Genomic DNA, 26,154 nt, shown 5'->3' with positions numbered 1-26,154 from the left:
GACAGGTGTAATGGCCTGAGGAGGATTCACCATGGATCAGAGTCCCTCACTGCAAACGACCTTGCAGAATCGGACGGCGGCCGGTCGAAGTCTCGTGGAGCCGTTGCACAAATATGCCCACAGACCCGACGTCCTCGTCCTCGCTTTGCCCCGTGGCGGTGTTCCGGTTGCCTATGAAATCGCCACGGCGCTGGGTGTTCGTCTTGACCTGTTGCTGGTCCGCAAACTCGGCGTTCCCTCCCATCCGGAGTTCGCCATGGGGGCCATTGCCAGCGGTGGCATTCAGGTACTCAATGACGACGCGCTGCAGGCGCATCCGATAGATCGAGCCAGTTTCCAGGCGGTGCTCGCACGGGAAACACGGGAGTTGGCGCGTCGTGAACAGGTCTATCGGGGATCCCGGCCACCGACGCAAATCAAGGGGCAGGTGGTGATCCTCATCGACGACGGTCTGGCGACGGGGGCCTCGATGATGGCGGCGGTTCGCGCGGTACGTGCACAGGCGCCGGCACGTATCGTCGTTGCGGTACCGGTCGCGCCCCTGGAAACGGTTGAGGCACTGCGTGGCGAAGTAGATGAGGTCATTTGTCCGCTGACGCCTGAGTGGATGATCTCGATCGGTTACTGGTACAGGGACTTTACCCAGACCTCGGATGAAGCGGTTATCGATCTCTTGCAGCGAGCCTGGCAGCGAGAGTCTTCGGCCGGCGAGAGCGTTGGAGACACTCAATGATTGAAACGCGCTCTCGAAGGCTGGACTTGCGCCCACCTTACAGATCGTTGGAGCCCTGGATCCGGTGGTCATCAATCTGAATCGCCAAAGCAGCCATGCCTTGCGCTGTGTTCAACACCTGGAAATCGTGCCAGGCGCCACGCACCACTGATCCTCACACGCCAAACGGATAGGTTTCATCTTCCGGCTCCAATGCCTGGCTTTTTGGCAAGGGCAGCGCGGTGACGGGTTTCGTTTGCTCAATCCAGATCATGGCGTCGAATTGATCCGCCAGCATCGCTTCGAAGTAGTGACTGCCTCGCTCGCTTTCGGGCCGGTAGATCACACCGATAGCCCGTTCCAGCAAGGACATGGACAGGGCTGCACGCAATTCTTTTCGCTGCGGGTCCCGCCAGTCGGTCAACGACGCCGGGACGCCAGCCTTGAGAAACTGGTGTTCCCAGCTGTCCGGCCGGGAGGGGCGCACGTCCTTGATCAACATCTCGGCGTCCCAGTCATCGGCGGCGGCCACCTGACCGCGGTCGGTGGCCATGCCGATCAGTACCACATCGCGCCCAAAGGCGCTGCGGCACAGTTGACCGATATTGAATTGTCCTTTCCAGCCCATTTCCGTGGCGGCTGCATTGCCGATATGGGAATTGTGGGCCCAGACCACGGCCTTGGCTTGCGGCCCCCGGTGTTCAAGCAGCGCGCGCAATGTATCGAACATGTGCCGGTCACGCAGGTTCCAGGACGTCGTCGAGCCTCGATAAATCGCCCGGTAGTACTGCTCCGCTGCCATCACTACCCGTGCGTTTTGCGTTGCATTGAAGAAGGCTTCGTCGTCGCGGATGAGCCCGGCCAATTGTTCAGCCAGCATGGCATTGAGCTGCTCGATCACGGGTTGTTCACAGGGCATGACACCACCACGTTCGACGAAGTGGCCGTACAGCGCCGGATCATCCTGCCACGGCGTCAAACAGCCATAGCGCCGCCGGGCTTCATGGGCCAGAGGCGGGTCGACCCGGTCCAGGTACGCCAGCACTTCATGAATGGAATTGCGCAAGCTGTAGACGTCCAGGCCGCGGAATTCAATGCGCCGCTCAGGTTCCTGTTGGTGGTTGTACTGATGCAGCCAATGAGTGAATGCCTTCACTTCGCTGTTGCGCCACATCCAGGTCGGGAAACGGCTGAAAATGTGGCGCTTCCACGCGGTATGCGCCAACCCGCGGACGTACTGGTCGACATGGCCGGCGTCCGGCCAGTCTGCTTCGACCGCCACGATATTGAACCCGTGCCGCTCGATCAGCCTTTGGGTAATCGCTGCCCGGGTTCGATAAAAGTCGCGGGTTCCATGGCTCGCCTCGCCGATCATCACGACGCGCGCATCGGCGTAGCGATCGAACATCTGGGCAAAAGCGGGGGCGTCCGGTTCCGGCAGTGGTTCAGCGTATCGACGCAGCAGGGGGGCTATGTCAGCCGTGGGAGGTTGACGTTGCTGACCGTAGAGTTTTTCCAGCAATTTGTGCGGTGAGTTCATGAAGGTTATCCCCCGTATGGAAGGATTGCAGCCTGCTTGATTATTCCTACACCGCGATGCAGCCGATTGATTGAGCTTTATCAATAAAAAGTGCATCCCACGAGGGAAAATAATAATCAGGTGAATCGCGGGGTAGAGGTCATGAACGTATTGGGTGTGCAGAGCGCCGACAGCCGGTCATCTCTTGTTCTTGGCCTGTGCATCGCTACGATCATGGGCTGTTCTCGTACGAGCGAGGACGCCGCGCACACGACCTCACCCATGTCCGCGATTGCCATGGCGGACAGCGTTTGCTCGCTGTGCCACGGGCTCACGGGGGAGTCTGTCTCACCGTTGTTTCCAAAGTTGGCTGGTCAGCAAAAAGAGTACTTGAAGCTGCAGTTGACCGACTTCAAGAAGCACGCGCGCAGCGATGAAACCGGCACACGGTACATGTGGGGGTTTACTCATTTGACGCAGACCCAGATCAGTGAACTGGCTGACTATTTTTCCAGCCAGAGCGCCATGAAGGCTGAGGCCGATCAGCCTGATGTGCGCGGTGAACTGATCTTTCGCGATGGCTTGCCGCAGGCAGGCGTCGCGCCGTGCAGCGCTTGCCACGGTGCGGATGGCCGGGGCAATGGTCAGGTTCCGCGAGTGGCGGGGCAGCACGCACGTTACATGAGTGATCAGATCAAGGTTCTCCAGCAGACCGAGCAACGTCCCCGTGACACCCCGATGAAACAACAGCTCAGGCATGCGCTGTCTGATGCGGATGCCGAATCTGTCGCGCGCTACATGGCGACACTTGGGGCCAGGGAATAATCGGCATCAAGGCCATACCGGCGTTTACCAGGGTTTTTTACAGGTACAGGCAGTGTGTGACCTGACGCGGATCGAAGGGGTCTTCATGGGCTTCAAAACCCAGGGATCTGGCCAGATCGCGCAGGGACGCGTTGCTGGAGGGGGCGACCGAAAACATGAGGTGAACCTGGTTTTTGCGGGCCGCGTCGATCAAGTGCTCCATCAATAGCGTTCCTACACCCAGGCGTTTCCAGTCATCGGCGACGGCTAACAGGCATTCGAATTTATGTTCACCGGCGGCGACATAACGGCTGACGCCAATTTCGATCAATTGGCCCTTGTCGTGAACCATTGCAATGTAAGCCATGCCTTTGCCGGATTCGCTCTGCGCCAGAAAGCGCATGTACCGGGACTTTGGAGCCAAACGCCGGATGAAGGAGGATTCGCGCTCACGATCCTTTTGCGCCAAGGGCCGGATCAACACAGGCCGACCATCCCTGAGCGTGTCGATCCAGTGATGCCTGTCGACTCTGGAACAGGCCTCTCGATGTACAGTGAGCATCAGGGGTTCCTCCATCCGGCTGGTCATCGAGACGTCCCCGAGCAATGACTCACTCAGGCAATCAACAAGTGGTCCTCCACCTTGGACACGCCCGGCACCGACCAGGCCGCACGCTCGGCGATCTGACGCTCGCGCCAAAAATGCACTTTACCTTCAAGTTTCACAACACCGCCTTCAACCTTTATACGTATCCCTTTCGCGTCGACTTCGGCATTGCGTTTGAGGGCCTCTTCGATGCGATGCTGGATATCGGTTACGTCTACGCGGGGACGGATGGTGAGGCGATTGTTTACGCCGACGACGCCGGACAATTTGCGTACAGCACGCTCGGCGGTTTCTTTCTGGTATTGCCAATCCACCTGGCCTTCGAGGGTGATCCATCCATTCTGCACGATGATCTTGATGTCGCCTTCCGGCGCATCGGAACTCCAGGAGAGGATATTCAAGGCGCGGTTCGCGATGGTGTCGTCGGCCGTGCCCGCGCCTTTATCCAGTCTGACCTGGATTTCTTCAGCCACGGCGCGCACGCCCTTGATGGCTTTGACCGCACGTTCGGCGCTGATTTTCTGAGCGTAATTCTTAACATGGCCGGAAAGTGTGACAACGCCGTTTTCCACGCTCACGCCAATGTGGGCGGCGTCTACGTCAGGTTGAAATTCAAGCTCTTCCAAAATGGTTTTGCGTAAGTTCAAGTCGCTCATGATTGCACCCGGGTCTGATGTACTGGAGTACAAGGGCCGTGGTCCAGGGACCGAAGAACAGACCCCCGGCCGGTTTCCCGGCAGGGGGCAGGTACGCCGGCGGTCAATCGGCCTTGATCGGCACGACCTTGTCCGCCTTCATCGCTTCGGGCTTTTTCGGCAACGAGATGCTCAGCACGCCTTTGCTGAAACTCGCTTCGATCTTTTCGGCATCGACCCCTTTGGGCAGGCTGAACGCCCGTTCGAAGGAACCATAGTGACGCTCGCTAAGGTAGTAGCCCTTGCTTTTTTCTTCCTTGTCCTCTTTCTTTTCCCCCTTGATGATCAGGTTGCCGTTGGACAGTTTGAGCTCGATGTTCTTTTGATCCATGCCGGGGAGTTCGGCGGTGATTTCGAAGCTCTTGTCTTTCTCGGTGATGTCCACGGCAGGCAGGCCATGGCCGATCAGTTCGCGCCGCCAGAAGGGTTCGATATCAAACAACCCCCGGCTGAAGGGTGATAACCCTGAACCGCGATTGAACTCGTCGAACAGGTGATCGACCTGTTGCCGCAGTTTTTCCAGGGGCCGCCAAACGTCTGAGGTCGCTGGATGCTGGCTTGATTTGTTTTCGGTCTGGATCGGCATTTTTTTCACGGAATTGCTCATTTTTCACCACTCCTCTTGGGTAAAGGGCAGGCTGCAAACATCCCGTCAACGAGTCCACCCTGAAAAAACAGCCAGGCGCTGACCTTTCAAAGCCAGCGTCATTCACCGAACGCTGACTCTAATTTCTACGGAAACACCCTCGGGTCGCTTGATCTAAATCAGAAAGAGGACAAACACCTTTTTGTCCACATACAGTCATCACCGCTGCACCGTCCAAGGCCTGGACGTAGCAACCAAAACGGACACGAGAGACATTCGAGTCCTAAGCTTTAACTCAATGGGCGGCAGGTGTTTTCACCGCGAGGACCGCGAATCGCCCTGTGAGGAACTCACCTTCATGCTCGGTAAATGGCTGGACCCCATGCTGCTACTGTTCAGCGCCCTGATGCTGCTGACGGGGGGCGTAGCGCACATTTCGCAGAGACCGGACTGGGCATCGATGTGCTGGGCTGCAGGAAGCCTGCTGATGGCCGTGGTGCTGCTGATTGAGATCGTCAGGCGCCTGGCCCGGCGCGAGGCCGGTGTGGACATGATCGCGCTGTTGTCGATCACCGCCGCCCTGGCCTTTGCGCAGACGTTGGTAGCCGCGGTGATTGCCCTGATGCTCGCCAGCGGACGTACGCTGGAGTTTTTTACCAGCCAACGCGCCGAACGTGAGCTTCGCGCACTCATCGACCGGGCACCGCGATTTGCCTGGTTGCAGGAAGACGGTGGATTGCGCGAGATTCCGGTAGAACAGATCCAGCCCAATCAAACATTGCTGGTGCGCCTGGGGGAGGTGGTGCCGGTCGACGGGCGCTTGGTGAGTCCCACCGCCGAACTGGATGAATCGGCTCTGAGCGGCGAATCATTGCCCGTCACTCGCCGAGCAGGTGAGCCACTGCTCAGTGGGGTTTCCAACGTCGGAATGCCCATTCTGCTGACCGCCACCCGAACGGCCGCGCAGAGCACCTATGCCGCCATCGTGCGGCTGGCCGAGGAGGCGAGGCGTTCACGGGCGCCTTTCGTGCGTTTGGCCGACCGTTATGCGTTGTTCTTCATCCCGTTGACCTTGCTGATTGCCGCAACGGCCTGGCAACTGAGTGGCGATCCCTTGCGAGCGCTGGCGGTACTGGTGGTGGCCACGCCGTGTCCGTTGATTCTGGCGGTACCGATTTCCATCATGTCAGGTATTTCCAGGGCGGCGCGGCGCGGGATTCTGATCAAGGACGGCGCGACCCTGGAGGCGTTGGCTGGCATCAAGCAGGTGTTTCTCGACAAGACCGGAACATTGACCAGCGGTCATGCCCGTCTGCAGTCGATAGAGGTCAATGGATTGGCCGATCCCCAGCGTTTGCTTGGCCTGGCCGCTTCACTGGCGCAGGCCTCGACGCACCCCATCTCCCAGGCCATTGTTGAGGCAGCGCATCAGCGTCAATTGCTTCTCAGCATCCCTCAGCAGGTGGAAGAGAGTCCAGGCTCTGGTCTTTGTGGGGTGGTCGATGGCAAGCGGGTGCGTTTCGGCACGTTGTCTTTTGCTCATGCAGACGCACCTGCGTCCGAGTGGGCCGCAACCATGTTGCGCCACATGGATTACCTGGCGTGCAGTGGAAGCTTCATTGAAGTGGATGGGACACTTGCCGGTTTGCTGGTGTTCTCGGACAACGTGCGTCGAGAAACACCACAAACGCTGCGCCGGCTGCGCAGCAGGGGCATCGAGAGGATCGTCATGCTCACTGGGGATCGGCTTGAAACCGCCGAGATGGTTGCGCTGTCTGCCGGGATTGACGAACTGCGTGCGGGATTGATCCCCGAGGATAAAGTTCGAGCGGTACAGGAAGGTTGTTTGCGCGCCAGTACCTTGATGGTCGGCGATGGTATCAACGATGCTCCCGCGTTGGCGGCGGCCAACGTCGGCGTGGCGATGGGGGCCAGTGGTGCCACGGCTTCTGCGCAAGCTGCGGGCGTGGTGCTGCTGGTCGATCGTCTCGATCGTCTGGTGGAGGCACTGGACATTGCCCGGGCAACCCACCACATCGCCCGCCAGGGTGTGCTGGTCGGCATGGGGATGTCATTGCTGGCCATGGTGGTGGCGGCCCTCGGTTACCTGCCACCGCTTATCGGTGCCATTGTGCAAGAGGGCATCGATGTGGCGATCATCATTAACGCCTTGCGTGCATTGGGACCGCTGCGGGGGGCGAGCCAACAAGGGCTTGCTGCGCAACAGATTGATCACCTGCAGGACGAGCACCAGGCGCTGTCTTCAGTGCTCAGCGAACTGCACCAGCTGGCCAATGATTTTGCCCGACGTCCACTGGCACAGGCACAGACGGATTTGCAGGCGCTGGTCAATAAGCTGCAAACAACACTGGCGCGCCATGAATGTGAAGATGAAAACACACTGTATCCGCAACTGACGCGAAGCATGCCAGGTGAGGACCCCATGTTGGCCATGAGCCACGCTCACCGGGAGATCTTTCGCCTGATTCATCTGCTGGTGCGCATGAGCCGTGACTTCAGTGTCGCCCCCGAAACCGCTTCAGCGGATGAGATTCAGCATCAGCTGATTCGGCTGGATACGCTCGTGCGATTGCACTTTGATCAGGAAGAGGAGCTGTTCCGTTATCTGGATTGGCGGTAAATGCTTGCGTGCGGCACAGCGCAATTGGCGCGCCGTTCCATTGGGGGCAAGTCTGCCACTTGGTGCCTTTGCCAGGCGGGTCATTGCTTTCTGGTGGTGTTCTTGGCGCAGGTGTTGTTGCAGGCTGGTTGATCTAAGTCAAACGGCATCTTGTTGTTGGTTCCATGCTCTTGTCACACAGGCGTGAGGGGCTTGCCATGAACATCAACAAGCTGATTGGGATTCACATTGTGCAAGGTTGGTGGCGGGACAGGGCTGCCACGCTCGGAAACCTGCGCCGACCGGGCAAAAGGTCCTGGAAACGTGAAGCAATCTTGCTGCTATCGATCTCGCTGGCGTTGACGGCGTGTTATTTCACGGCATATCACTTTGCTTCTCATGCGTTGAGAGAGTTGGTGAACGCGTGCTCCGCGCGCTTCGAGATCGAGCTTGAGAATGCCGATATAGAGCCTCCCATGGCGGCCTTGCCGCAGTCTTTATGCGAATGTTTGGCGCGTACGTTCCTCGACAAAAACGGAGTTGTGCGGCTCGCGTTGGTCGACAGCCGATTGCTAGACCCGCTAGCTCTTGAGCCTGTAACGGATGAGGATGGGGAAGCCTGTATCAACGCTCTGTGGGAGTCTGGCCCCGGACTGGCCAAGCGCTTGACTCTTGAGTGACAGGGGTAAATCGTCGGCTTGTCGCACTGACCCGGAGCCAGGGGCAGACTATGAAGGCACCGTTATTGAAACGCCCGTCAGCCTTGGCTCCTCAGATCAGCCGAGCAGAGTCGGCGCAGCGATAGTCATCACGACAATCACAAAGTAACCGGCAATCACATCTGCCAGGCGTTGCATCGGCACTTTTGAGCGTTGTGCCTGAAGTCCTTGAGGGGGCTCCTGGTGATGCTCGGGGCCGTGCATGCGCTATTTCCTGTCCGCATCCTTTACGAAGTCTGAGGTCTGTGTGTGTTGACGGTGACCACCGTGGTGGTGACCGAAAACATGCATCAGCGGGCATAACAGCAAAATCAAATACGGAAGCAGTCCCAGCATATGGCCGTAATGTTCTCTGGCCAGATAGAACAACGCGATTACCAGTAACATGCCCAGCACTATGCCGGTTTTGCTCCGCCATAAGGGTGGAGAGGTGTTAGCGGGATGTGATGAATTCACCATGGCTCTGTACTCCTTTGGGAGTGCTATCTGGTCATACGTTCATCCAGGTCCAATGTTCGGCGGTTTCATCCTGCAAAGGCTGGCTGAGAGGAAACCGCCGTTGCATTCGTCACTTCTTCATTGGCATGTCCATCATCGATGACTGCTGATCCATCATTTTCATCATCATCCCCATCCCCATCATTCCATTTCCCATGCCGTCTTTGGAGCCAGACATCCCCATCCCGGAGCCCATGCCCATACAACCCGCAGCCGCATGCTGCTTACTCAGCATGGCCATGCTTTCCTTCATCGTCTTCATGCCCTCCTGCATCGCTGCTTGTCGCTCTTCCGGGGTTTTCGCAGCAGCGGCTTTGTCATGGGCCGCTTGCATTTTCTGCAATTGCTCGCTCATCGCTTTGTTCATTGCCGGCTCGGACAGTGTGCTGGCAGCCGTTGCGCTTGCAGGTGCATCGGCTGGGTGATGCTCATCTTCGGCATTCGCCATGAAGACGCTGCTGGCCAAGATTGCGGCAATCGCTAATTTCATTTGTGTTTGCATGTTGAACTCCAGGTGCTCGGAAACAAGTTGGAATAATCGAGCCGCGCCCAATCGACGCAGTGACGCAGCACCGAAACGGCGTGGCGGCGCTCAAAGGCGGATTAATCATTGAAGCGAACGAATAACAGGCGGGCTGGAGGCCCCAAGGGTGCGGGGCGCCTCAGTGCAAGTGCAGCGAAGGCGACGGGCTGAGTGAGGGTAAGCAGCAGAATCGCGGGTAACAGCAAAGCAAGCGCCGAACCGGTGAGGTCTACTATCGGGATCTTCGATGCGGGGCTGATCGCCTTCACTGCATCTTCACAATACTTAAGGCAGCCACTGGCGTGCAGGGCATGGTCATCTGATTGTTGCAGTGTAGAGAGCGAGGTGTGCGTTGCAGTCAGATTGTGCTCCGGCTGCACCAAGCAGCCGTGAAATGCCGTCACGATCACAGCCAACACCCACGCACCGAGGGTGAGTCGCAATAGATTGCGATAGTGCTGACGGAACCAGTACATGACGTGCTCCACAGGCTTGTTAGCCCCTATTTATTGCAGTTTAGCCTCCCAGGCAGCCGATGATTTGACTTCGATCAAACAAGTGAACTCCATCCTGGCGAGCCAAAAGGACTTTGCCATCCCAATGCGCGTATTCTCGGTTGAATGGCGAGACGCTTTCATAGCCAGCGGCATAGGCAATGGAGGTTGCATCCAGTGTGTCGAACAGGTTTTTGAATCGAGCGCAAGTGCGTCCGGGGGAAACGTCACCTCGGCGATACTCGAGCAGGAGCAGAATGCCTGATGCAGAACGGGGGATGTTGATACGCCGGCGCGGCTCAGGTCGTTCCTGACCCTTGCCGCTCAGGCGGGGAATTGGGCTATCCAGTGCCGGGCAATTTCTTCGCGTCGACAGATCCACACCGCGTCGTGGCCTTGCACGTAATCGAGAAAGCGCGCCAGCGCCATCGCACGACCAGGATGGCCACTGATCCGCCCATGCAGGCCGACGCTCATCATCTTCGGGTGTTGCGCGCCTTCCTGCCACAGCAGGTCGAAAGCATCCTTGAGCAGCCCGAAGAAGTCTTCACCGCAGGCGAAACCGTTCGGCAGCAGATAGCGGGCGTCGTTGTTGACCAGTGTGTAAGGGATCACCAGGTGAGCGGGCGAGCCTGGGAGCCAATAGGGCAGATCATCGTTATAGGCGTCCGAGCTATAGAGAACCCCACCTTCCTCACGTAACAGGCGTCGGGTGTTCTGGCTGACCCTTCCGGTGTACCAACCTACGGGGCGTTTACCGCAGATTTGCTCGATTACGTCGAGGGTGAGGCGGATATGGCGCCGCTCCTGGTCTTCAGGCATGTCGCGATAGTCCAGCCAACGGTAGCCATGCCCGGCAATCTCGTGCCCGGCAGTGCAGAGTGCGTGGCCAATCGCCGGGGTGAGTTCCAGTGCCCGGCCGACGGCGAAGGCGGTCAGCGGCAGGCCTCGGGCGCTGAACAGCTCCAGAATGCGCCACACACCTGCGCGCGATCCGTATTCGTACATGCCCTCGACGCTCAAGTCCGATTCCCCCACACGCGGCGGGCGGCCCGGTAGCTCGTGAAGCCAGGCCTCCGATTGTGCATCGCCATTCTGGATGCATGACTCCGCGCCTTCTTCGATGTTGAGTACGAACTGGACCGCGACACGCGCTTCACCGGGCCATCGCGGGTGGGGTGGGCGGCCGCCATAACCGATGAGGTCGCGAGCGGACATTAGCCCAGCTCGAAGGTCGTGACGCCGAACACGCGTTCGTGCGCGATCGCCGGGGGAGGGCCGAGGTACATGCGTGCGCAGCCGAACACCTCGATCATGCCCTGTTGGCGCACGAGCGTCATGGCGGCGGGGTTATTTTCCGGGGCATCGAGAAACAACGGGCCGTCCTGCGCAAATTCCGCCAGGCGCGCGTAGAGGGCAGTGGCTGCCAGGGCGTCATCGGCGAACAAGGGGCCGATTTTGTAGCCTTCCCGGCAGCGCCTTACTACGCCATAGCCGCTTAGCCTGCCATCGCGCTGGCAACCCACGGCGAGTGCGTCGGCTTGGGTTATCCACCCGCTCAGAAAGGTTGCGCGCGCGGCGGGGAAGCAGGTGCGGTCGTAATCGACAACCTGATCGAACGGGAAGGTGGCCAACGGGACGATGTCCTGGTCGTCTACCGGCGAGATCGCCGGGCGTTTAGCGGCATTGGCACGAAAACGCATGTTGCGATGGGAGAAGACGAAGCCACCCTTGGCGTAGTAGTCCTGCATCGCAAAGACGCCGTCCATGCCGATGCTTGCGCCTGGGCGCAGGCGGGCGAGGAGTCGCTCGCGGCGCGCGTGCCAGAGGGTATTGCCCAGGCCTTGACCGCGATATTCAGGCCGGACGATGAAAAAACCCATGAAACCGAATTCGCCATCGTAGGAGGTGATGGCACCGCCGCCGATCAATTCACCGCCCCGGGACGCCGCGATGAAGGCAGCAGGGTCCGTCGCCCAGAACAGCTCGGCGTCGTGAAAACCGGGATTCCAACCCTCACGGGCAGCCCAATCAACGAGCTCGTCCAGCTCGAGACGGGTCATGTTGCGTATGACCAACTGATCCGACACCGCACAGTTCTCCTCAGTCACTGATCGAGCGTGGGCTCCATCCTCACTCTGAACCCTTTCGGTATAGCTTGAACCTGAGTATTGATCCAGATCGGCACCCCATCTGCAGAACATGGGAAATGAGGGCGTCAGTCAGATACCTTCTCGTATTGACATATCGATAAATCTCGATATTATCGGCTCATGGAATTACTCGAAATATTCAAAGCCCTCTCAAATCCTACACGCCTTGAAATCCTGAAAGGCTTGAAGGACCCCGTTAAGAACTTCCCTGCGCAGGATGAGGGTGATGTTCTGACGGTGGGGGTCTGCGTCAGCAGTATTCAAGAAGGTATCGGGCTGTCGCAGTCAACGGTGTCTGGTTATCTTGCAACTCTGCAACGAGTGGGTTTGGTCGAAGTCAGGCGCATCGGTCAGTGGACCTACTACAAGCGCAATGAAGCAACTATCAGTGCGCTTGCCGAGATCATAGGGAAAGATCTGTAATTTTTTTACCGTATGATATCGAAATATCCCGATATCCCTTTATATCGATACGAGGATTTACCATGAAAGCGATGTTGCTTAAATCATTTGGCGGCCCGCAATCGTTCGAACTGTGCGACGTGCCCAAGCCAGTGCCGCGTGCCGGACAAGTCCTGGTGCGGGTACACGCAACCTCCATCAATCCCTTGGATTATCAGGTTCGACGTGGCGATTATCCCGACCTGGTGCAACTGCCGGCCATTACCGGACACGACGTGTCAGGCGTTGTCGAAGAAGTTGGGCCGGGTGTGACGAGCTTCGCTCCGGGAGACGAAGTCTGGTACACCCCGCAAATATTCGATGGGCCAGGCAGTTATGCCGAATACCACGTGGCGGCCGAAAGCATTATCGGGAAGAAGCCGCCATCACTCAGCCATCTTGAGGCGGCAAGCCTGACCCTGGTTGGCGGGACGGTGTGGGAAGCACTGACCGTGCGCGCAGCGCTCAGAGTGGGGGAAAGCATTCTGATACACGGTGGCGCAGGAGGCGTAGGTCATGTAGCGATCCAGTTGGCAAAAGCCATTGGCGCGCGGGTGTTCACGACCGTGCGCGAAGCCAACTTTGAGTTCGCACGAAGCATGGGTGCCGATGTGGTCATCGACTACCAAAAAGAGGATTACGTTGACGCCATCAATCGGGAAACGGAGGGTCGCGGAGTCGATGTGGTGTTCGACACCATCGGCGGCAACACTTTGTCGCGCAGCCCTGATGTGCTCGCTCAACTTGGCCGCGTGGTCTCGATTGTGGACATTGCCCAGCCGCAAAACCTCGTTCAGGCCTGGGGCAAGAACGCGAGTTATCAATTCGTTTTCACAAGGCAGAACCGCGGCAAGCTGGATGAGTTGAGCGCGTTGGTAGAGCGCGGTCAGCTACGCCCGCACGTTGGCGCCGTCTATTCGCTTGCCGACATTGCGCTTGCCCATGCCCGGCTGGAAAGTCCCAACAACGGCATTCAAGGAAAAATAGTGATTGCAGTTGAGCCATCGCTCATCTCGTAAGTTCGTACTTTTAATCGTTTAGTCATATCAGAGGAACGCCATGATTTATGAAATCGCTCTGCTCCCTGTCCACAAAGAACGCATTGAAATGTTCAGAAGTGCATTTGCCGAGGTCGCTCCTTTGCTCACCCGCGCAAAGGGTTACGGCGGCCACTTGCTCGCGCAAGGGATTGAAACCCCCCAGCTATTCAACCTGATAGTGCGCTGGGCTTCACTAGAGGATCACACGCCGGGCTTCGAAGAGAGTGAAGACCATCGGGTATTCATGATGGGCTTGGAGGAATATTTTTCGGAAGAACCGAAGGTCTACCATATTGAAGGGGCGGCTTTTTCTGCTGGCGAACAGGCTGATTCGAACAGCACCGTCAGCATCGGTAATGCTGGAGCCCATAAAGGTTTGTGGCTTTAAAGCAATTGGCCTGTTGTCGGAAATATGAAAAAAGTGGATGACCATCGCGAGCAAGTATTGGTCCTGCAAAGGCTCGTGTTGAACCTGTGGGAGCGAGCCTGCTCGCGAAGAATGTCCGAGCAACGCGTTCATTCAGACAGCCCGCGTTATCGTTGACGTCCTTCGCGAGCAAGCTCGCTCCCACCGGGGCAGCCTCAACGCTCCATGACATAGGTGCCAGGTGCGGGGCAGAGGGGCGGGTACTTGCGCGAGCCGAGTTTTTTCGGTGCCGGCAGGCTGTCGCCCGAGCGCTGCCCGATCCATTCGCGCCAATGCGGCCACCAGCTGCCTTGCTGGCGCTCCCCGGCGTTCTGCAGCCAGGCCTGCGGGGTCTCGGCGGCGGCAGGTGCCGCGTAGTAGAACGACTTGGGGTTGCCCGGCGGGTTCACCAGGCTCTGCAGGTGGCCGGCGTTGGACAGCACGTACGTTGTGTCCTCGCCAAACAGGCGGGCGGTGCCGTAGCAGCCCTGCCAGGGGGTGATGTGGTCGGTGGTGCCGCCAATCACATAGGCACCCACTTTCACCTGGGTCATGTCGATCGATTCACCGGCAATTTCCAGGGTGCCCGGGTTGCTGTAGGGGTTGTGCTGGATCAGGTCGAGGTAGTCCGCGTGCAGTTGGGCGGGTAGCCGTGTGGTGTCGTTGTTCCAGGCCAGGATGTCGAAGGCCGGCGGCTTATTGCCCAGCAGGTAGTTGTTGACCCAGTAATTCCAGATCAGGTCGTTGGGCCGCATCCAGGCGAACATGCGAGCCATGCCCTGACCGCTCAGCACACCCTTGCGCCGGGAGCTGGCCTTGGCCGCGCGCAGGGCGGACGGGGTGGTGAACAATCCCAGGGTGGTGTCGTCCAGCGCCGAGGGCATGTCGAGTACGCACACGGCCCAGCTGGTGTTGGCCACCTTGTGACCTTCGCCACGGGCCGCCAGCCAGCCCAGGTAGGCCGCCAGGGTGATGCCGCCCGAGCAGGAGCCCCACATGTTCACATCCGGGCTGGCGGTGATCCTGCGCGCCACGTCCACCGCCTGGTCGAGACACAGCGCGTAATCGGACAAGCCCCAGTCGCGATGCTCGCGGGTGGGATTGCGCCAGCTGATGACGAAGAGGTTCACGCCGCTGTCCTGAATCCACTTGATCAGGCTTTTCTCCGGCGACAGGTCGATGGCGTAGTACTTGTTGATTTGCGGCGGCGACATCACCAAGGGGCGGGCAAAGACCTTTTCGGTGGTGGGCGCAAACTGCAGCAGCTCGAACATCTCGTTGCGAAACACCACTTCGCCCTTGGCCGTGGCGATGTTTTCCCCCACGGTGAACGGCGTGCTGTCGACCTGTCTCGGGAGCCCACGGTTGGTCAGCATGTCCTCGCCGAATTGGCGCATGCCCCTGGCCAGGCTCATGCCGCCGGTGTCCACCAGCTTGCGCAACGCCGCCGGATTGGTCAGCGGAGAGTTGCTCGGTGCCATTGCGTCGGCCAGGAGCGCGGCCACGAACCGGGCCCGGCTCTTTTCCAGCGGGGCAAGGTCGGTGGACTCGATGAAGCGTGTCAGCTCACTTTGGCCGGCCAGGTAGCTCTGTAGCAAGGCTCGCAGGAAGGCGTTGGATTGCCAGGCCGGATCGGCGAAGCGTTTGTCCTTCGGGTCCGGGGCGATGCTGGAGTTGCCGCCGACGATGCCGCGCAGCGTCTTCAGGTAACCCCCCAGATGCGCACCCGCCTTGAGCGGCGACTTGCCCACGGCCTTGAACAGGTAGCCGGCCGAGCTGGCCAGGTCCGCCGCGCGCACGCTGACCAGCGGATTGCCTGCCAGGGTCTGGTTGGCGGCCGTGCCGATCAGCTCTTGCTGCCGGGGGGTGTCCGGGAGGTCGTCATCCTTGCGAGCGCGCCGCTTTCGGCCGGTCGCCGGAGGGCGCTGGGTGGGGGTTGCGGTCTCGGTCGTTCGGGTGGATCTGCTCATGGCGGCTCTCGTGATTCCGGGCGCTGTGTTGTTTTGCTCCGACTCTAGGGCAGCAACGGCTGCGGCCACCTCGCATTGCACGACAGCGAGTTTTCATTTCATGACAAAGGCAATCGTGGGCGGACAAATGACAGTGCTCGGACGGCCCGAAACAGGCTGCGCAATTGGAGAGTCGCCTGCGCAATCGGGGAGGTTGGCAGGCGGTGCAGTCGCTAGTTTAGGGGCCATCCAACTTACGAGACCTTGCGACCGGAAGGGCCGGCCCACACAGGCTTGCCCTCTGCGCTTTTGGGTCGACTAAGGGAAACCTTTAGCCGGGTTGAAGTTTTCCCCCCAATGGATGCGGTTCTTCTCGATACCGGCGCGGCCTCTACTGACTTACCTTGGTCAGGCAAGAGGCGTGTCGTCTGTTCCCTTGAGCCCGCCTGGCGTTCTTACCCCAATAACAACAATAGGCCTGACAATGCTCGAATCGACCGTCCTTTATGTCCCTCATGCAATTCGCCTTCCTGCGTTAGAGGGTTCGGTGTTCGGCTGCCGGCATTTTTAGTTTTTAGTTTGAACCTGCTCCTATAAATACAGTGCCCCAGGCACATACAGATGTGGAGAAGTCAGATGTATGAGGTAAAACAATCTTGCCGCGGGCTCGGTATGGCCGGTGTATTGGGAATGATCTGTTCGCCATTGACGGCACAGGCCGATGTCATTGATGACAGTCACTTCAAAGTGGACACGCGCAACTTCTACTTGCACCGTAACTACACCAATACCCATGCACCGGACTCTGAAGTGCACAGTTGGTCTCAGGGGTTCGATGCGCAGTTTACTTCCGGCTACACCGACACAGCCCTGGCCATCGGTCTTGATGTGGATGCGCAGTACGCCGTGCGCCTGGACTCGTCGGGCAATGACGGCTCGCTGCCGTATAGCGTCAGCGATCGGCAGACGGCCGATGACTACAGTCGCGCCGGTGCAACCCTCAAGATGCGCTACAGCAAGACCGAGTTGAAGGTGGGTGACCTTCGCCCACAACTGCCGGTGGCGTTCGATGACACCAGTCGGCAACTGGATACGATCTATCAAGGGGCCGTGGTCGAGTCCAGGGAAGTCGATGGGTTGACAATGACCGGTGGCCGGTTCTGGTCGGCCGTGACACGGGAATCTTCAAACCACGAGAAGCTGTACAAGTTCGGCTCCACCGACAATCTCGACAGTGACGGCCTCGACTTTGGCGGTGCGACCTACGACATCAGCAAAAACCTGCAAGCCAGTTATTTCTACGGGGTGCTGCACGATATTTATCAGCAGCATTATTTTGGCCTGATGCATATGGCTGACTTGGGTAATGGCTACAAACTGAAAACCGACTTGCGCTACTTCAATAACAATGAAGATGGCAATGCTTTAAACGGTGAGATCGACAACCGTTCCTACGGTGCCTTGTTCACCTTGCTCAAAGGCGCCCACATGTTTGGCCTCAGTTACCAGCGCATGCTCGGTGACAGCGTATTCCCGACGATGAACGGTTATATACCGCAACCTTACCTGGTGCACTGGTCGTCCCTGGGGTTTGTCCGTCCGGATGAAAGGTCCTGGGGGGCGCGCTACAGCTATGACTTTGCCGGGATGGGCGTGCCGGGGCTCAAGCTCTACACCCGCTACATCAAGGGTACCCATTGGGACCGTGGCGCCAACCTGAGCGACAACCAGGAAAGCGAACGCTTTCTGGGGCTCAGCTACGTGGTGCAGAGCGGGGCGCTGCAAGGCTTGGGGCTGGACCTGCGTAACATCGACGTGAAACAGAAGTACGGCTACGACTACAACGAATTCCGTTTCGCCACGACCTACACCTGGAAGTTCTGGTAAACCCACCCGACGTTTGACCCCATAACAATAAGAGGCCTGACCATGCGTGAACCCTTTGTCCTTTGCATCTGCCCCGCAACTTTCCAGTCGTTGTTCAGCGCACCGCTACGCGCATGAGCGGATTCCAAGAGGAGCAAACACTAGTGAATATCCAGGTCGATAACGCGGTCCTGCAGCAGCAGAAGAAAACTTACATCTATGAGTGGTACGTGGTCGGCCTGTGCATGATCGCCTACATCTTTTCCTTTGTGGATCGGCAGATCCTGGCGTTGATGATCGAGCCGATCAAAGCCGACCTGCAGATCAGTGACACCCAGTTCAGCCTGCTGCACGGGTTGGCCTTTTCGTTGTTCTACGCCTTCATGGGGATGCCCATCGCTTATCTGGCCGATCGCTTCTCAAGGCCGAAGATCATCGCCGTCGGTGTCGTGTTCTGGAGCCTGGCGACGGCTGCCTGCGGCCTGAGCAAGAACTTCCTGCACATGTTCCTCGCCCGCATTGGCGTCGGCGTCGGTGAGGCGGCCCTGTCGCCCTCGGCCTACTCGATGTTCAGCGACATGTTTCCCAAGGAAAAACTCGGCCGCGCAGTGGGCATCTACTCGATCGGCTCGTTTGTCGGTGGTGGCCTGGCTTTCCTGGTCGGCGGTTATGTGATCGCGATGCTCAAGGACATGAACACCATCGAGGTCGCCTTCCTCGGCGCGATGAAGGCCTGGCAGCTGGCGTTCTTCATTGTCGGTCTGCCCGGTATCGTGGTCGGCCTGTTGATTTGGCTCACCGTGCGTGACCCGGCGCGCAAAGGCCTGCAGGTCGATGCCCAGGGGCGGGCCAGAAAGGTCGCGTTGGGCGATGGCTTTCGCTTCCTGGGTCGTCACCGTGCCACCTTCACCTGCCATTACCTGGGCTTTTCGTTCTACGCCATGGTCTTGTTCTGCATGATGAGCTGGAGCCCGGCGCTGTATATCCGCAAGTTCGGTCTGACGCCGGTAGAGGCGGGCTACATGCTGGGCACCGTGCTGTTGCTGGCCAACACCGCCGGGGTGCTGTTCGGTGGCTGGCTCACCGACTACCTGGCCAAGCAAGGCCATCAGGACGCCGCCATGCGCACTGGTGTCATCGGTGCCCTGGGCATGGTGGTGCCCGCCGTGCTGTTCCCCCAAGTGGATCAACTGTGGCTGTCAGTGACGCTGTTGGTGCCGGCGATGTTCTTCGCCTCGTTCCCGATGCCGGCGTCCACGGCGGCGATGCAGATCCTCGCGCCGAACCAGGTGCGCGCTCAGGTCTCGGCAGTGTTCCTGTTGATCAGCAATCTGCTGGGCCTGGGTCTGGGGACCACGCTGGTGGCGCTGTTGACCGACCGCTACTTCGGATCGCCCGCGGCGGTGGGGTCGTCGATGTCGCTGGTGATCGCCGGCGCGTCGGCATTGACCGTGCTGCTGCTCTGGCGCGGTTGCTACCGTTTCCGCGAAAGCTATGCCCGAGAGTACCCGACCCTGGCTTGATTGGTCATAGTCCACGATCGGCGCGCGGGCCTCGCTCCTTTTGAAGGGAGCGGGGCCTGTGTGCTCCGGATCAGGAGAACCCCTGATGTTGAATGACGTACACCTGCTCGAACGGCACAGCCTGCTCAGCTCGGCCGATTACCGCGAGATCAAGGACAAGGTCAGCCACTACCTGTGCCCGCACCGTTTCAATGTGCTGCGTGACGAGCCGATCCATACCCGGCTCAACGGCGTATTCTTCGGTGATTCGGCGCTGCTCGACCTGCGCTATGGCGCGCCGGTGGAGATCACCATCGACGACATTGCCGATCAGTACCTGTTTCGCATTACCTTGCAGGGGCAGTGCGAGGTGGCCCACGGGCGGCGTAGCGCGGCAATGCAGTCGGGCTACCTGAGCGTTTCCTCGCCGTTCGCGCAAAGCCGCATCGTCACCGATGGGCAGTGCCGCAACCTGATCCTGCGCGTCGACCGTGATGCTCTGGAAACTCAACTGCAACACCTGCTCGGCCGCAGTCTGCGGCAGTCGGTGATCTTTGATGTGAGCGTCGACCACCTGGGCGCCGGCGTCGTCAGCCTCTATCACACCCTGGACTACATCTGTCGGCTTTACGGCAGCGGGGTGGACGGTTCGCGCCTGGCCGGCGGCCTGTCCGAATACCTGATGCAACTGCTGCTCACTCAATTGCCGCACAACTATTCGGCGGATCTTTTGATCGATACGCGCGCACCGCTGCCACACCACGTGAAAAAGGCCCGTGACTACATTGAGGAGCACCTTGACGAGCCCATCAGCCTGACGACCTTGAGCGGACTGTGTGGTGTCTCGGTGCGCACCTTGCAGAATGGCTTCAACCAGTTCCTCCAGCAGGCGCCGGTCGAATACATCCGCGACCGTCGTCTGGCGGTGATCCACGAGTCGCTCAAGCACGGCAGGGCCGGTGAAACCGTTACCGATATCCTGTTGCGTCACGGCATCAACAGTTTCGGGCATTTCTCCAGCGCCTATCGGCAACGCTATGGTTGTTTGCCGTCGGACACCCTGCGCCGACGCAAGCATTGAGACGGCTGCGCAATCCGTCAGTTGGCTGCGCAATCGGAGGCGTCTGTGGCGGTGCGGCTCGATAGCATCGAGTCTCTTACAAGAGGAGCATCTCCATGAAAATTACCGTGCTGGGTGGTGGACACGGCTGTTACGCCGCTGCTGTCGAAATGGCTGAAAAAGGGCACCCGACCCGACTGTGGCGTCGAGACAGCGCCGCGCTCAAAGCGCTGCTGGCCATCGGCAGCCTGACCATCAAGGACTATCAGGGCACCCGCACGTTGTCCGTGGGGCAGGAGGGCGACAACCTGTCGTTTACCGACGATCTGGCCGAAGCCCTGGGCGACGCGCAACTGGTCATCATCCCGCTGCCATCGACCTCCCACGAAGACCTGGCCAGACACGTAGCGCCGCACCTTCGCGACGGTCAGGTGGTGTTCCTGCCACCGGGCACCTTCGGCAGTTTCGTATTCGCCAAGGCCATGGCCGATGCGGGCAACCAGAGCAAGGTTGCCTTCGCTGAAACCGGGACGCTGCCCTACCTGGTCCGCAAACACGGCGCCAGCGACCTGGTGATCAGCGGTTACGCCACCCGCCTGCCGACCGGTGTGTTCCCCAGCAACCTGTCCGAACACGCTTTCGCGGTACTGCGTGAAGCCTACCCGAGCGTCGAGCCCGTCGAAGACGCCCTCAGCGGTGCGTTGATGAACGCAGGCCCCATCATTCACCCGCCGCTGATCATGATGAACGCAGGTCCCCTGGAGCATTTCGAGACCTGGGACATTCACAACGAAGGCACCCAACCGTCGATTCGTCGTGTGACCAACCAGCTCGATGCCGAACGCATGGCTGTGCGCGAAGCGCTGACTTACGGTGCGCCGCACTTTCCCCTGGCCGACCACTACAACACCACCGAAGGCGATGAGTGGATGTACGGTCGCGGTGCCCATGGCAAGCTGACCGACAGCGGTGACTGGCGCGAAGACATCGACCTGCAGAAACATCGCTACATGCTCGAAGACACCCGTCTGGGCCTGTCATTCCTGGTGTCCGTCGGTCGCTGGGCCGGTGTGCCGACCCCAGTGGCGCAGGGCTTGCTGAGCATCGCCGCGGTTGTCGCCGGTCGTGATCTCTACGCCGAAGGCCGCACGCTGGAGAACCTGGGTCTGGCCGAGCTCGACCGGGTGCAAATGACCAAGCTTCTCACCAGAGGTTTCAACTGATGAACGCCGCGCTGCCCAAAGTCAGCGTGGTCGGTGCCGGCCGGATGGGCGAGGGCATAGCCTTGGCGTTCATCCATGCGGGCCTGCCGGTCACCCTCATCGACATCAAGGATCGCCCCGAGGAAGAGCGGCACGGCTATTTCGAGCGTGTGCGAAACAACATCCGCAGCGAACTTCAGACGCTGGCAGCCCTTGGCGTGCTTGAGCCGGAACAGGCGGACATCGCGATAGCGCGTTTGACGCTGCAAAGCAGATCCCAGGCCGCAGAGGCATTGCGCCTGTGTGACCTGGTGTTCGAAGCGGTGCCGGAGATCATCGCGGTCAAGCAAGAGACCTTTGCCTGGGTCAGCGAGCATGTCCCGGCATCGACCATCATCGCGTCGACCACCTCGACGTTCCTGGTCACCGAGTTGAGCGAAATGGTCAGCACGCCTGCGCGCTTCGTCAATGCGCACTGGCTCAATCCCGCGTACCTGATGCCGCTGGTGGAAATCAGCCGCAGCCAAGACTCCTGCCCGCAGGTGGTCGAACGACTGCTGCAACTGCTCAAACGGATCGGCAAGGTGCCGGTGGTGTGCAACCCGGTGGCGGGCTACATCGTGCCGCGCATCCAGGCATTGGTCATGAACGAAGCCGCGCGGATGGTGGAAGAGGGCGTGGCCAGCGCAGCAGATATCGATACTGCGGTGCGTGTCGGCTTCGGGTTGCGCTTCTCGGTGCTGGGCCTGCTTGAGTTCATCGATTGGGGCGGCGGCGACATTTTGTACTACGCCTCGCGCTACCTCAGTGGCGCACTGTCACCGCGCTTCGAATCGCCACAGGTGATCGCCGACAACATGAAAAACGGCCGCAACGGATTGCGCGATGGCCAGGGCTTCTACGACTACCGCGACCTGGACGTGGAAGCCTACAAGCAGCAGCGTCTTGGCGACTTTGTCCGCAAACTGGAGCTGTCGGGATTGACGCCGGCATTCGATGGCGCCTTGAGGCAGGCGTGAACGGGTAGCTGCAGGACCTGCGCAAAACCTGTGGGGGCGAGCCTGCTCGCGAAAGACGTCCAGACAACGCAGTCACCCGGACAGCCCACAGGTTTCGCACAGGTCCCTGTGGGGGCGTGCCTGCTCGCGAAAAACGTCCAGCCAGCACGATCACCCAGACAGCCCACATCACCCCAGCGCACTGGCATCGCTTTCATGCTCATCCGCAAAGGCCATGAACACGTCCAGATCCAGCACATCCAGATTGATGCGGGCGATAAAGGCGGAGAAGGCCAGGTTGGCGGCAAGCAGACGCAAGTCAGAAGCCCAAGGGGGAACATAGGTGGGCCCCTTAAGCCAGCCGCACTCAAACAGCGGCGCAAGGCGCACCGTATCCCCCAGGCTAAGTCGACCGGCAAACAAATGCCCCACCAAATCGGGCCGGTTATCACGAATCGCAATGCGCAACAGGGTGTGGACGCCAAGCATCCCCGTCAGGTAAGCAGCATCCTTGGTAAACGCCGACCCCCCACGCAGGTCGGCGCCACGGAAAATCCGTTGCGTCGAGCGGAACGACTCCTCCTGCGACTGCCCACCCGCCAAAAAGCCTTCAAACACCTGGATGAAGTCGGCACCATCCAGCGCCTGCTGCACCGCCAGCACCCGCAGCGCCAGGCGCCGCAGGCGGTTGATGTCCATGCTCCCCGTAAACAGCTCGGCCAGGGTGGCAATACCCTCCTGCGTCTGGGTAGTGCGCGGCGCCCCCAGGCCCAGGCTTTTGAGGTTGGGTTGCAGCGCACCGTTTTGCGCCGTGGCCACATGCACGAAAGCCTCGTGCTGCAACAACTGATGCTTGTCCAGTTCCGAAAACAGCGCACTGGCCCGCAAACGAATACGGCTCGCCCCGGCGATGGCCTTGGCGGCGAGGGTCGCATCAAGTACCACCTCGATCTGCCCCTCACCGAAGAACCGGTCCAGCTCCGGTTGCATCCACGCGGCGAAGGCCTGCGCCGGAATATCCGCCCGGGTCGGCGGAATCCGCGCACCGCCCAGCAAGGCGTCGGTGGTCTTCAAAAAGAAACGCGCCGCATCCAGCATGCTCAGCTTCTGATTCGTGTAGTAGAAGTCCGGTCGGCGGTACAACGCTGACGAATAATGAGTAAAAGCCGGCGTACCAATAGCACCGAGCATGCGTCCGGCGGTGGCATAGCTGCGAGCGGTCATGGCGAGAAAATTGCCGGCCGGATGGCCTGGGTCGCAATGGGTGATGAAGTCTTCCAGGGCGGCAATATCGGCGGTGTGATCGCGGGGCTGGAGTTCGACTTTGGGCAGCTGTGCACGCCCGGCGCGCCAGTTTTTCAGGAAGGCTTCTTCGATGCCCTCGGGCCAGCTCAAGGCGTCCAGTACGCGAATCTTGCGGGTCAGAGTGGGTAGGGTGGCGTCGAGGTCGGAGAGGGAGGGGGGCATCGGAGGGGCCTTGGTGGACAAGGGGTGATTGTGGAAGCTTAGACGTTGGCAGTGGGGGGAGGGGGCGTCAGGCTATTGAGGAAAAATGGGGACGCCCATTTCCCGTACCGAGCTTACGACTGCTGCGCAGCCGCGCGGGAGCAAGCTCCTCGCCACAGGTATTCAGACATTCAGGGGGGACAGCGACCGAACCTATCAGTTCTGCTAGTAGCCTCCCCCTGCACTACCACCGATACTGAGCACCAGCATTCCGTTCCTGTGGAATACTCACTCATGCCATCACCGCGCGAAATCCTGCTCCGCCGATATCGCTACGACGCACTCGACCGGCTGACTGCCAATGCTTCACCGAACGAGCCCGAGCACCAACGTTTCTACTGCAAAAGCCGCTTGGCCACCGAGATACAGGGTGCGGTGCGATACTCCTTCATTCAGGATGACAACCTATTGCTGGCGCAACAGCAGGACGATGGGAATACACGCAGCACCACGCTATTGATAACCGACCAACAACGCTCGGTGTTGGATACGCTCAAGCCCAATCAACCGAGACAATCCATGGCCTATTCGCCTTATGGCCATCATTCGTATTCAAGCGGATTACTCAGCTTGCTCACCTTCAACGGTGAACGGCCAGACCCAGTAACAGGGTGTTATTTGTTGGGAAATGGCCATCGGACGTTTAACCCTCTGCTTATGCGATTTATCAGTCCGGATGATTTAAGTCCGCTTGGCAAAGGAGGCATTAATGCGTATGGATATTGCTTGGGGGATCCAATAAACAAAAGCGATCCGAGTGGGCGCGTTACAGTTCAAGCTTTTGCTCATGCATTCAAGACGAGGATGACGAATATAAAAGCTGGAGGTTTAGATCGTCGTATACGCCCAGGAATATCCACAGGGAGCGCCATGCGCGCACGGGATAAATATTTAAAATAGATGACAAAATTGCACGATATAATAAAAAATCTCAAGAAGATTATGCCCTTAACTCCTTTAATCGTGAGTTCAGGGAGCCGCATAATCTGCAGGCGCATGCAATGGATAATATTACTCTGAATAAAACACCGTACCCAAAAGAGGGATACCCGTCTCGCCTAAAAAAAGCCATTAGTCATAGGCGGTCCGCCCAGAAATTTATACTTGACAAGCTTGCGCGCACTCAAAAAGGAAGTGATGTAATTAGTTCGCTGCATGATTTTATAGTGGCGGAAAAGTATATAAGGCCCAGCCGTACCTCAATCTCTAAAAAAGCCCTTCAATTGGCCGAAGATATTTACGAAAAAATATTTACCATACGAAGCCCTAAGGAAATGGAGCTTTTAGAGCGCCGAGAGGCACTTGTAAATCAGTACTTTCTTTGATTTGTGGCAAAGGAGGCGCTAGGCGATTTGAAATAAGAAAGCTGAGTGTTATGCGTTCAATCGTTGAGAGATTTTTTATATGGATCCCACTGCGCATTGTTTAGTTAAGAGAGCGCAGTTTTGCGTTAAGTGGGTCGTTTGCTGGGTGTGATCGACGGAGAATGATCCGGAAGCGGACGTTCGGTGAGGTCTGCTTTGGCCAAAAGGCTGACCTTGCAGATCAGCTGCCAGAGGACCACTTTTCCACTGCTATGCTGATGAGATCTGTTTCTACACTAGAGACAAGTAGCATGGCAGCACAGGGCGAGCATTCCAGGTTCATCTTAAAGGCCATGACCTGTTCGGCCGGCATTTTCCTTGTCGCCGGGGCTGCCATGACGCTGCTGGACACTCACCTTGACCTGACGTTGTTGGCGGATACCACGAGCAGGCTGCTACGTTTTCGGGATTGGCTTTTGCTGGAAACGCCAATGCCGAACTGGTCGCTGCTGATGATTATCGCGATTTTAATCAGCACGCTATCTGCGGCGATTTGCTACGCCCGCATCACCGATGGAACCTACAGCGAATTGCACGAAATAGAGCGCAAAGTTTATAAAAAGAACAACCCTCAGTTTCCTCAGTTGACCGATGACCAGACGCTACTGATGGAAGCTTTGGCCTATCATGCGAACTTCAGGAAAATTGCGAATTTGAACTCGATTTGCAAGCTTGTCTCCCTCAGTACATTGGAAGTTGAAGCCGGTCTGAAGCAACTGCAAGCCAAACGACTCGTGAGGCAAAAAGTCACAAGGGGTACGTTCGGTGCCACCATTTTTGAACTTACCTTGGCAGGCAAGGATTATGCGTTGGAGCGATTTGACCTTACGTAACTGGATGGCCAAAAGAGGTTCGTCAGTAAGACGGATAAAGAGGCCTTGTAGGAGCGA

At 58.7% G+C, this 26,154-nt stretch carries 27 protein-coding genes and 1 pseudogene; 16 read left to right on the top strand and 12 right to left on the bottom strand.

Annotated features, from left to right (window positions below; genetic code table 11):
- Window positions 1–31 precede the first annotated feature (31 nt).
- On the top strand, window positions 32–733 hold the full coding sequence (locus AC07ZE_RS16640; protein WP_207265761.1) for a phosphoribosyltransferase: 702 nt from the start codon (window positions 32–34) through the stop codon (window positions 731–733).
- Window positions 734–761: 28 nt separating this feature from the next.
- A pseudogene (locus AC07ZE_RS16635) lies at window positions 762–878 on the top strand (alpha/beta hydrolase); the annotation flags it as partial.
- A 9-nt stretch (window positions 879–887) separates the two neighbouring features.
- On the opposite strand, the gene AC07ZE_RS16630 reads toward AC07ZE_RS16635, so the two are convergent.
- Window positions 888–2,252: an erythromycin esterase family protein gene (locus tag AC07ZE_RS16630; RefSeq protein ID WP_207265760.1), complete on the bottom strand. Its 1,365-nt coding sequence runs from the start codon at window positions 2,250–2,252 to the stop codon at window positions 888–890.
- Window positions 2,253–2,513: 261 nt separating this feature from the next.
- Between AC07ZE_RS16630 and AC07ZE_RS16625 the strand changes: the two genes are divergently transcribed.
- Window positions 2,514–3,056: a c-type cytochrome gene (locus AC07ZE_RS16625; protein ID WP_259331961.1), complete on the top strand. Its 543-nt coding sequence runs from the start codon at window positions 2,514–2,516 to the stop codon at window positions 3,054–3,056.
- 37 nt (window positions 3,057–3,093) lie between these two features.
- Here the strand turns inward: AC07ZE_RS16625 and AC07ZE_RS16620 are convergent, their stop codons facing one another.
- The 3 genes from AC07ZE_RS16620 to AC07ZE_RS16610 form a co-directional block, all read right to left on the bottom strand.
- The gene (locus AC07ZE_RS16620; protein WP_207265758.1) at window positions 3,094–3,597 is read right to left on the bottom strand and encodes a GNAT family N-acetyltransferase; all 504 of its coding nucleotides are present in this window, start codon (window positions 3,595–3,597) and stop codon (window positions 3,094–3,096) included.
- Between the two features lie 53 nt (window positions 3,598–3,650).
- Complete coding sequence (locus tag AC07ZE_RS16615) at window positions 3,651–4,298, bottom strand: BON domain-containing protein (protein WP_207265757.1); 648 nt, start codon at window positions 4,296–4,298, stop codon at window positions 3,651–3,653.
- 103 nt (window positions 4,299–4,401) lie between these two features.
- Window positions 4,402–4,944 carry an Hsp20/alpha crystallin family protein gene (locus AC07ZE_RS16610; protein ID WP_207265756.1) on the bottom strand — a complete coding sequence of 181 codons (543 nt, stop codon included), beginning with the start codon at window positions 4,942–4,944 and terminating at the stop codon, window positions 4,402–4,404.
- Between the two features lie 337 nt (window positions 4,945–5,281).
- On the opposite strand from AC07ZE_RS16610, the gene AC07ZE_RS16605 reads away from it, so the two are divergent.
- Both AC07ZE_RS16605 and AC07ZE_RS16600 read left to right on the top strand, forming a co-directional pair.
- Entirely contained in the window at window positions 5,282–7,564 is a 2,283-nt protein-coding gene (locus tag AC07ZE_RS16605) for a heavy metal translocating P-type ATPase (protein WP_207265755.1), read from the top strand.
- Between the two features lie 197 nt (window positions 7,565–7,761).
- Window positions 7,762–8,223, top strand: a complete 462-nt coding sequence (locus AC07ZE_RS16600; protein ID WP_207265754.1) for a hypothetical protein — start codon at window positions 7,762–7,764, stop codon at window positions 8,221–8,223.
- A gap of 96 nt (window positions 8,224–8,319) precedes the next feature.
- Here the strand turns inward: AC07ZE_RS16600 and AC07ZE_RS16595 are convergent, their stop codons facing one another.
- The 6 genes from AC07ZE_RS16595 to AC07ZE_RS16570 form a co-directional block, all read right to left on the bottom strand.
- Complete coding sequence (locus tag AC07ZE_RS16595) at window positions 8,320–8,466, bottom strand: hypothetical protein (protein ID WP_207265753.1); 147 nt, start codon at window positions 8,464–8,466, stop codon at window positions 8,320–8,322.
- A 3-nt stretch (window positions 8,467–8,469) separates the two neighbouring features.
- Window positions 8,470–8,721, bottom strand: a complete 252-nt coding sequence (locus AC07ZE_RS16590) for a DUF2933 domain-containing protein (RefSeq protein ID WP_207265752.1) — start codon at window positions 8,719–8,721, stop codon at window positions 8,470–8,472.
- 109 nt (window positions 8,722–8,830) lie between these two features.
- A complete protein-coding gene (locus AC07ZE_RS16585; protein ID WP_207265751.1) occupies window positions 8,831–9,262 on the bottom strand; it encodes a hypothetical protein in 432 nt (143 codons plus the stop codon).
- A gap of 101 nt (window positions 9,263–9,363) precedes the next feature.
- Complete coding sequence (locus tag AC07ZE_RS16580) at window positions 9,364–9,759, bottom strand: hypothetical protein (RefSeq protein WP_207265750.1); 396 nt, start codon at window positions 9,757–9,759, stop codon at window positions 9,364–9,366.
- Between the two features lie 342 nt (window positions 9,760–10,101).
- Window positions 10,102–10,995 (bottom strand): polysaccharide deacetylase family protein, encoded by an 894-nt coding sequence (locus AC07ZE_RS16575; RefSeq protein ID WP_207265749.1) that lies wholly within the window; start codon window positions 10,993–10,995, stop codon window positions 10,102–10,104.
- Window positions 10,995–11,867, bottom strand: a complete 873-nt coding sequence (locus AC07ZE_RS16570; RefSeq protein ID WP_207265748.1) for a GNAT family N-acetyltransferase — start codon at window positions 11,865–11,867, stop codon at window positions 10,995–10,997. The genes AC07ZE_RS16575 and AC07ZE_RS16570 overlap by 1 nt, the downstream gene beginning before the upstream one ends.
- A gap of 183 nt (window positions 11,868–12,050) precedes the next feature.
- On the opposite strand from AC07ZE_RS16570, the gene AC07ZE_RS16565 reads away from it, so the two are divergent.
- The 3 genes from AC07ZE_RS16565 to AC07ZE_RS16555 all read left to right on the top strand — a co-directional run bounded on the left by AC07ZE_RS16565 (window position 12,051) and on the right by AC07ZE_RS16555 (window position 13,799).
- Window positions 12,051–12,353: an ArsR/SmtB family transcription factor gene (locus AC07ZE_RS16565; RefSeq protein ID WP_207265747.1), complete on the top strand. Its 303-nt coding sequence runs from the start codon at window positions 12,051–12,053 to the stop codon at window positions 12,351–12,353.
- A 62-nt stretch (window positions 12,354–12,415) separates the two neighbouring features.
- Window positions 12,416–13,390: a zinc-dependent alcohol dehydrogenase family protein gene (locus AC07ZE_RS16560; RefSeq protein ID WP_207265746.1), complete on the top strand. Its 975-nt coding sequence runs from the start codon at window positions 12,416–12,418 to the stop codon at window positions 13,388–13,390.
- A gap of 40 nt (window positions 13,391–13,430) precedes the next feature.
- Window positions 13,431–13,799 (top strand): antibiotic biosynthesis monooxygenase family protein, encoded by a 369-nt coding sequence (locus AC07ZE_RS16555; RefSeq protein WP_207265745.1) that lies wholly within the window; start codon window positions 13,431–13,433, stop codon window positions 13,797–13,799.
- A gap of 194 nt (window positions 13,800–13,993) precedes the next feature.
- Here the strand turns inward: AC07ZE_RS16555 and AC07ZE_RS16550 are convergent, their stop codons facing one another.
- Window positions 13,994–15,787: an alpha/beta fold hydrolase gene (locus AC07ZE_RS16550; protein WP_207265744.1), complete on the bottom strand. Its 1,794-nt coding sequence runs from the start codon at window positions 15,785–15,787 to the stop codon at window positions 13,994–13,996.
- A gap of 615 nt (window positions 15,788–16,402) precedes the next feature.
- On the opposite strand from AC07ZE_RS16550, the gene AC07ZE_RS16545 reads away from it, so the two are divergent.
- From AC07ZE_RS16545 to AC07ZE_RS16525, 5 genes are all read left to right on the top strand, one after another.
- Window positions 16,403–17,653, top strand: a complete 1,251-nt coding sequence (locus AC07ZE_RS16545; protein ID WP_207265743.1) for an OprD family outer membrane porin — start codon at window positions 16,403–16,405, stop codon at window positions 17,651–17,653.
- Window positions 17,654–17,796: 143 nt separating this feature from the next.
- A complete protein-coding gene (locus AC07ZE_RS16540) occupies window positions 17,797–19,155 on the top strand; it encodes a spinster family MFS transporter (protein WP_207265742.1) in 1,359 nt (452 codons plus the stop codon).
- 85 nt (window positions 19,156–19,240) lie between these two features.
- Window positions 19,241–20,215 (top strand): AraC family transcriptional regulator, encoded by a 975-nt coding sequence (locus AC07ZE_RS16535; RefSeq protein ID WP_207265741.1) that lies wholly within the window; start codon window positions 19,241–19,243, stop codon window positions 20,213–20,215.
- Window positions 20,216–20,310: 95 nt separating this feature from the next.
- Window positions 20,311–21,417 (top strand): NAD/NADP-dependent octopine/nopaline dehydrogenase family protein, encoded by a 1,107-nt coding sequence (locus AC07ZE_RS16530; RefSeq protein ID WP_207265740.1) that lies wholly within the window; start codon window positions 20,311–20,313, stop codon window positions 21,415–21,417.
- Window positions 21,417–22,415, top strand: a complete 999-nt coding sequence (locus AC07ZE_RS16525; RefSeq protein WP_207265739.1) for a 3-hydroxybutyryl-CoA dehydrogenase — start codon at window positions 21,417–21,419, stop codon at window positions 22,413–22,415. The genes AC07ZE_RS16530 and AC07ZE_RS16525 overlap by 1 nt, the downstream gene beginning before the upstream one ends.
- A 168-nt stretch (window positions 22,416–22,583) precedes the next feature.
- Here the strand turns inward: AC07ZE_RS16525 and AC07ZE_RS16520 are convergent, their stop codons facing one another.
- Window positions 22,584–23,861: a peptidase MATCAP family protein gene (locus tag AC07ZE_RS16520; protein ID WP_207265738.1), complete on the bottom strand. Its 1,278-nt coding sequence runs from the start codon at window positions 23,859–23,861 to the stop codon at window positions 22,584–22,586.
- Between the two features lie 273 nt (window positions 23,862–24,134).
- Here AC07ZE_RS16520 and AC07ZE_RS16515 point away from each other — a divergent pair, with 273 nt between their 5' ends.
- From AC07ZE_RS16515 to AC07ZE_RS16505, 3 genes are all read left to right on the top strand, one after another.
- Complete coding sequence (locus AC07ZE_RS16515; protein ID WP_207265737.1) at window positions 24,135–24,800, top strand: RHS repeat-associated core domain-containing protein; 666 nt, start codon at window positions 24,135–24,137, stop codon at window positions 24,798–24,800.
- A gap of 101 nt (window positions 24,801–24,901) precedes the next feature.
- Entirely contained in the window at window positions 24,902–25,225 is a 324-nt protein-coding gene (locus tag AC07ZE_RS16510) for a hypothetical protein (protein WP_207265736.1), read from the top strand.
- 290 nt (window positions 25,226–25,515) lie between these two features.
- A complete protein-coding gene (locus AC07ZE_RS16505; protein ID WP_207265735.1) occupies window positions 25,516–26,097 on the top strand; it encodes a hypothetical protein in 582 nt (193 codons plus the stop codon).
- Window positions 26,098–26,154: the final 57 nt, after the last annotated feature.

This window comes from Pseudomonas sp. GW101-3H06 (assembly GCF_059424605.1).
This window is presented reverse-complemented; position numbering and strand designations above follow the sequence as displayed.